General features: G+C 59.8%; 4 protein-coding genes and 1 rRNA gene. 4 read left to right on the top strand and 1 reads right to left on the bottom strand.

Features of this window, described 5'->3' with window-relative positions; genetic code table 11:
- Positions 1 to 93 precede the first annotated feature (93 nt).
- The 4 genes from J4D25_RS14135 to J4D25_RS14150 are packed head-to-tail and all read left to right on the top strand — an operon-like array spanning position 94 to position 5,719.
- A complete protein-coding gene (locus tag J4D25_RS14135; RefSeq protein WP_057712562.1) occupies positions 94 to 870 on the top strand; it encodes a DUF3050 domain-containing protein in 777 nt (258 codons plus the stop codon).
- Positions 867 to 1,796: a diiron oxygenase gene (locus tag J4D25_RS14140; protein WP_057712563.1), complete on the top strand. Its 930-nt coding sequence runs from the start codon at positions 867 to 869 to the stop codon at positions 1,794 to 1,796. The genes J4D25_RS14135 and J4D25_RS14140 overlap by 4 nt, the downstream gene beginning before the upstream one ends.
- Before the next feature lie 13 nt (positions 1,797 to 1,809).
- Complete coding sequence (locus J4D25_RS14145; protein ID WP_057712564.1) at positions 1,810 to 5,229, top strand: non-ribosomal peptide synthetase; 3,420 nt, start codon at positions 1,810 to 1,812, stop codon at positions 5,227 to 5,229.
- Positions 5,230 to 5,251: 22 nt separating this feature from the next.
- Positions 5,252 to 5,719 (top strand): SRPBCC family protein, encoded by a 468-nt coding sequence (locus J4D25_RS14150; RefSeq protein WP_057712565.1) that lies wholly within the window; start codon positions 5,252 to 5,254, stop codon positions 5,717 to 5,719.
- 105 nt (positions 5,720 to 5,824) lie between these two features.
- On the opposite strand, the gene rrf is transcribed toward J4D25_RS14150, so the two are convergent.
- Positions 5,825 to 5,940, bottom strand: a 5S ribosomal RNA gene (rrf, locus tag J4D25_RS14155).
- Between the last annotated feature and the right edge of the window lie 60 nt (positions 5,941 to 6,000).

Here is a 6,000-nt window from a genome sequence, read left to right on the forward strand (position 1 = left end):
AATACGTTTGAGGTACCCGTTCGCCAGGAGAAAACTTCCAGCGAACTTCAGTGCTTGATTACTTCTCACCCCGGATCATTTACAGGCTCATCCATGAAACCAACTAAAGAACGTCTGCTTCAAAAAAAATCAGAACTTGGCGAACACCCGATCTTCTCTGAAATACATTCGCTGCCGGTCCTGCGACGCTTCATGGAAACCCACGTGTTTGCCGTATGGGACTTCATGTCGCTGACCAAGCGCCTGCAACAGGAATTGACCTGCGTGCGACTGCCCTGGCTGCCACCGCAGGATCCCCAGGCCGCGCGGTTGATCAACGAGATCGTACTGGGTGAGGAGTCGGATGATCGTCCGGCCCGGGGTCATTACAGCCACTTCGAGTTGTACCTGGATGCAATGCGCGAGGTCGGCGCCTGTACCGTTGCCATCGAACGCTTCGTGGCCCTGCAGCAAGAGGGTGTGAGCTACGACGTGGCCTTGCAGAGCATCAAGGTCGATCCGGCGGCCGCGGATTTCGTTCGCCATACGCTACACACCGCACTGCATGCACCGGGTCACAGTGTGGCGTCGGCGTTTCTGCACGGTCGCGAGAGCGTTATCCCGCAGATGTTCCAGCGCATCCTCGACGATTGGGGCATCGGCATCGAGCAGGCGCCGACCTTCCGTTACTACCTCGAACGGCACATTGAGGTCGATTCCGAGGACCACGGCCCGGCAGCGGAAAAGCTCCTGTCGCGACTGGTCGATAGCGACCCGCAACGGCAGGAAGACGTGTACGCCAGCGCTATCGCAGCCGTGGAAAGTCGTATCGCCCTGTGGGACGGGTTGCGCCTGAGCATGAACGTATCCGTCACGGAGGTGAGCGCATGAACGCTGCAGACTACCAATCCTTCGCTGATGCCTGGGAGAGCCGCGCGACCATCCGCACCCGCCCGCGCCGTGTGCTGGAAAACGACGACAAACTGATCTACCCGTTGAGCCGCCAACCGCTGGTGCTGAGCGAAACCTTTGTGCGCCAATGCCCGGAACAGTGCGACTTCGCCCTGGTGCAGACCCTCTACAAGTTCATCAACGATGTGGTGATCTTCGAAACCGAGATCGTCGACAAAACCGCCCGCAGCATCGCCAAGAATCGCTTCGCGGTCGAGTTCCCGTTCGCCTGCCGCTACGACGCCATGACTGTCGTGGTGGACGAGGATTATCACGCACTGGTGGCGATGGATTTCATGCAACAGACCATCGCGTTGACCGGCATCACCCCCATTGAATTGCCGGATGAAATCGAACTGAGCCGAGCAATACCGGCGGCCGTGGCGCTCGCACCTGAGCACCTGCGTAGTGCTGTAGAACTGATCTGCGTGGCCATCGCCGAAAACACGGTGACCGGTGATGTCGCCGCGTTTGCCAAGGACGACACGGTCAAACAATCGATCAAGGGCCTGATGGCCGATCACTTGCTGGACGAGGGGCGTCACTCCGGTTTTTGGGCACGGCTGGTACGCATCTACTGGCATACCGCAAGTGCAGACGACCGCCAGTGCATCGCGCAGATCTTGCCGGTGTTCATTGCTCATTACCTGACCAACGACATCCAGAAATCCTTCGACTTCTGCCTGATCGACGCACTGCAGATCAACGACTCGGCGCGCCACGCCCTCAGGAACGAAGTATCGGCACTGGCCTTCCCGATAAGTCGCCATCACCCGCTGGTGGCCAACATTGTGCGGTTTTTCCACAGCAGTTCGTTGCTCGATTCGCCGTGCGTACAAACCGCCCTCAGCGACTACCTGGTTTGACGAGGAGCCCATCATGAGACGTCTCGACATCTTGCTCATCGGACAAAGCCAGGCACTGACCGAGCTGGCATTGGAACTCGAACAACACGGTCACTCACTGACGCGGATATCCGCACGCGACGAAATGCCGGGGCCGGTGGGGCTGGTGGATCTGCTGATCGACGATGGCACGTCGCTTCAGTTCACTGCTCAGGCGCCACGGCTGACATTGCAATTGGGGCTCGGCTTGCCGCAGGCGTCCGGCCTGCCTTCGCTGGACCTGTTGTGCAGCCATGGCTCAACGCTGCTGACCCGTGTACCCATCGCCGATGAGCCGTCGGGTAACGGCCAGGCGTTGCGTAGGCAGGCCATGACAGCACTGGTTGACCACGTGGCGCTGCTGGTCAGCCGCTACTCGCGCGATGTCGACTATTTTCGGTTCGCCGAACCCGCCGAACCTGTTCGCTTCGAGCGCATCGAGAGTTTGCGGTTCCTTGACAGCCTCGCGTTCGTGCATCGCCTCAATGCCACCGCCGACCCACGACTGCAGCAACTTGCGCAAACGCCGATGATCGAAAGGCTGGAGCAACAGTGCATCCAGAATGCTGACCGTCCGGCCTTGAGCATCGATGGCACCACCCTCGACTATCGCCAGTTGCACGCCCACAGCCGCGCCATCCAGCAACGCCTTCGACCGCTGCTGGATCAGCATCAAGGCCCGATAGTCGTCGGGATCTGCCTGCCCAAATGCAGCGCGCTGTATGCGGGAATCCTGGCGATCCTGGGCAGCGGCGCGGTGTACTTGCCGCTGGAGCCGAGCCATCCGTTGCAACGTCAGCAGTACATCCTGTCGAATGCCGGCGCGGTGTTGTTGCTGCATGACGGCGAGCATCCCCTGGCGAACGAGATGCCAGGGCTGGACATCAGCAACATCGACGCCCATGCAGCAGATCTCTCTCAACCGTTGATGCGCCAACGCCCCGACCTCGATACGCCATGCATGGCCCTCTACACCTCGGGCACCACCGGCCATCCGAAGGGCGTGCTGCTCAGCCAGGCCAACCTCGCGCACTTCACCCACTGGTACGCCGACTATGTTCAGCTGACCAGCCAGAGCCGGGTGCTGCAGTTTTCTTCGTTGAGCTTCGACTCATCGCTGATCGACATCTTCCCGACCCTGCTGCAAGGCGCCGAGCTGATCGTGCCCGACGAGGACCAACGTCGCGATCCGCTGCAACTGGTGGAGCTGATTCGTCATCGGCAGCTGAGCCACGCCTTTTTACCGCCCGCCTTGTTGAGCATCCTGCCGCTGGAGCAGTTGCAATGTCTGGACCGTGTGATGACCGGCGGCGATGTCTGCGAACCGTGGGTCATCGAGCAGCTGAGCCGTCAGGGCAAGCTCTACAATCTCTACGGGCCCACCGAGGCCACGGTGCTGATTACCGCGCGCAAACTCCAGCCAGGCGACCACAACCGCTCGCTGGGCGCTCCAATCGCCAACAGCCAGGTGTTGATTCTCGATGACGATTTTCAACCGGTGGCCGAACAGACCGTCGGCGAGTTGTACATTGCCGGCCCGGGCGTGTGCCTGGGATACCTGAACAACCCGCAGCAAACCGCTGAGCGTTATCTGGAACTGAACTTGCCTGATGGCCGGACCCTGCGCGCCTATCGCACCGGGGACATGGCGAAGTGGACGGCTAAAGGGATCGAGCTGTGCGGTCGGCGTGATAATCAGGTGAAGATTCGCGGCTTCCGGGTCGAGCCGGAAGAGATTGAGCGCTGCCTGCGCGACAGCCAGTTGTATCGCCAGGTTGCCGTGATCATCGATAGCCAGCGGCGGATTCTGGCTTTCCTTGCCCAGCCCCGAGAGGACCTTCCCGGCAGCGCTCGCCAGGCGTTGAGGGCCCACGCGACACAGCACCTGCCGGACTACATGCGCCCTGTTGCATGGACCGAGCTGGCAAGCATGCCTTACGCCAGCAATGGCAAGGTCGACCGCAAGGCGTTGCTGGATCTGCCGGTGAGCGTCACCGAGAACCCTTCAAGGCGCCTGCCCGTCAACGCCGATGAGGCCCTGCTGCTGGAAATCTGGGCGCAGTTGCTGGAGCTGCCGGCGAGCGACATTTCCACCGACGAAAGCTTCTTCAATCTGGGCGGGCACTCGATCCTCCTGTCGCGCATGCTCCTGCGACTGCGCGAGGAGTTCGGGCGCAGCATCTCGATCAACCGCTTCATCGAAATGCCCACCCTCGAGAAACTGGCGACACTGGTACGCGGCTTCGGCAGCGAAGAAGTGCTGAGCGAACAGGCCATGCGCGATGCCTTCCGCGAACTGGATATTCAGCCAATGCCCGTCAGCCGCATGGGCGATGTGCACAAGGTGATCGTCACCGGTGCCAACAGTTTTGTCGGTGTACACATCGTTGAGGCATTGCTGGCCTGGGGCGCCAGTGAAGTCGCCTGTCTGGTTCGCGACGGCAACGGGCAATCGGCGAACGAGCGCTTTGCCCAAGCGTTACGGGAGAACCGTCTGGAGCATCTGGATATGAGCCGGGTGCGGGTTTACACGGCAGACGTCACACGGCCGGAACTCGGTTTGGCGCCCGAGGTTTACCAGCGGCTGGATCAGGAGTTTGGCGCTCTGGTGCACAACGCGGCCAACGTCAATCACGTCCTCGATTACGAGTCGCTCGCCCGGGACAACGTCGAGCCGATTTTCGAATGTTTGCGCCTGTGCGAAGGACGCAGCAAAAAAATCTTCAACTTCGTCTCGACGCTCTCGGCCTCCAGCACGATATCCGCCGATGGCCGAGTGCTCGAGTTGCCGGCCGCACTCACACCACCGATCTACATCAAGAACGGCTACAACCTGTCCAAATGGGTCGGCGAGCGAATCCTCGAAAGGGCACGGGAGCTTGGTGTGCGGGTCAATCTCTACCGTCCCGGCAACATCAGCTTCAACAGCCTCACGGGCGTGTGTCAGCCGCACAAGAATCGCCTGATGCTGATGCTCAAGGGCTCGATCCAGCTTGGCCAAGTACCGGAGTTCGCCTTGAATTTCGACTTGATGCCGGTGGACTTTCTCGCCCGATTCATCGCCTTCCACGCCAGTCGTTATCAACCGGAACAAGCGGTATTCAACCTGCACAACCCCGAGCCCTTGAGCTGGGACAACTACGTGGCGTCCTTCCGCGAGGCAGGCCGCGAATTCACGATGGTCAGCATCGCCGACTGGCAACAGCAACTGGGTCGGGTCGACAGCGACAACGCGTTGTTCGGCGTGCTGGGGTTCTACCTCAACGGTTTCGAGGAGGACATCGGCGATATCTCGATGATCGGCCACGACAACGCCCAGGCCGGTGTTCGGCTAATGGGCGCGCACTACCCGCAAAAGTCCCCGGCGCTGCTGCGTCGCGGCTGCGATTACCTCAAAGAAATCAATTTCATCTGACGCAACCAAACGGAGCAAAACCATGAGTATTCTGCAACCCGACACCCTGATCAAAAATCCTCAAGGCTGCCACGTGGTGTCCTCGGTGGACGTGCCCGCCGATGCCACTCGGGTATGGGCCGTAGTCGGTAACTTTGCCGGCTTCGATCGCTTCATCCCGGCACTGTCGCATATAGAGATGACCGGCGAAGGCGTGTCATCGCTACGCAAAAAGTTTTTCAAGGACGGCAACCTGGTGGTCGAGCAGCTCAACTCCCGGGACGACCAGGCACGGCACATAACCTGGACCACTATCTACAACACCCTGGGTGTGGCCAATCTGTGGGCCGCGATGAGCGTTGAACCACTGGATGCGGACAAGTCCAGAGCCACCTGGACCATCATCGCCGAACCGGCGCAGGGCACCGCCGAGGCACTGCCGGGCTTCAAGGACTTCGTACAGGGTTTTGCCGATGATGCGATGAACAATGTGCTGAAGCTGTTTGCGTAAGACGTGAAAAAGCCCGTTGTGGAGAGGCTCCACAACGGGCTTTTCAGTACCCCTGAAACGACAAAACCCCTGTCTGCGTTAGCAGACAGGGGTTTCGGAGTTCAATCTTGACGATGACCTACTCTCACATGGGGAAACCCCACACTACCATCGGCGATGCATCGTTTCACTTCTGAGTTCGGGATGGGATCAGGTGGTTCCAACGCTCTATGGTCGTCAAGAAATTCTGTAACCAGCCCGTTAGAACTTTAACGTGCCAGTGAAAACTGGTGACTTCTACT

It is taken from the genome of Pseudomonas sp. GW456-L13 (genome assembly GCF_017350115.1).
Taxonomy (GTDB): domain Bacteria; phylum Pseudomonadota; class Gammaproteobacteria; order Pseudomonadales; family Pseudomonadaceae; genus Aquipseudomonas; species Aquipseudomonas jessenii.

Bases quoted from the DNA above. Each gene is read 5' to 3' on its own strand.
- J4D25_RS14135 (WP_057712562.1), top strand. From the start codon at position 94: ATGAAACCAACTAAAGAACGTCTGCTTCAAAAAAAATCAGAACTTGGC.
- J4D25_RS14140 (WP_057712563.1), top strand. From the start codon at position 867: ATGAACGCTGCAGACTACCAATCCTTCGCTGATGCCTGGGAGAGCCGC.
- J4D25_RS14150 (WP_057712565.1), top strand. From the start codon at position 5,252: ATGAGTATTCTGCAACCCGACACCCTGATCAAAAATCCTCAAGGCTGC.
- J4D25_RS14145 (WP_057712564.1), top strand. From the start codon at position 1,810: ATGAGACGTCTCGACATCTTGCTCATCGGACAAAGCCAGGCACTGACC.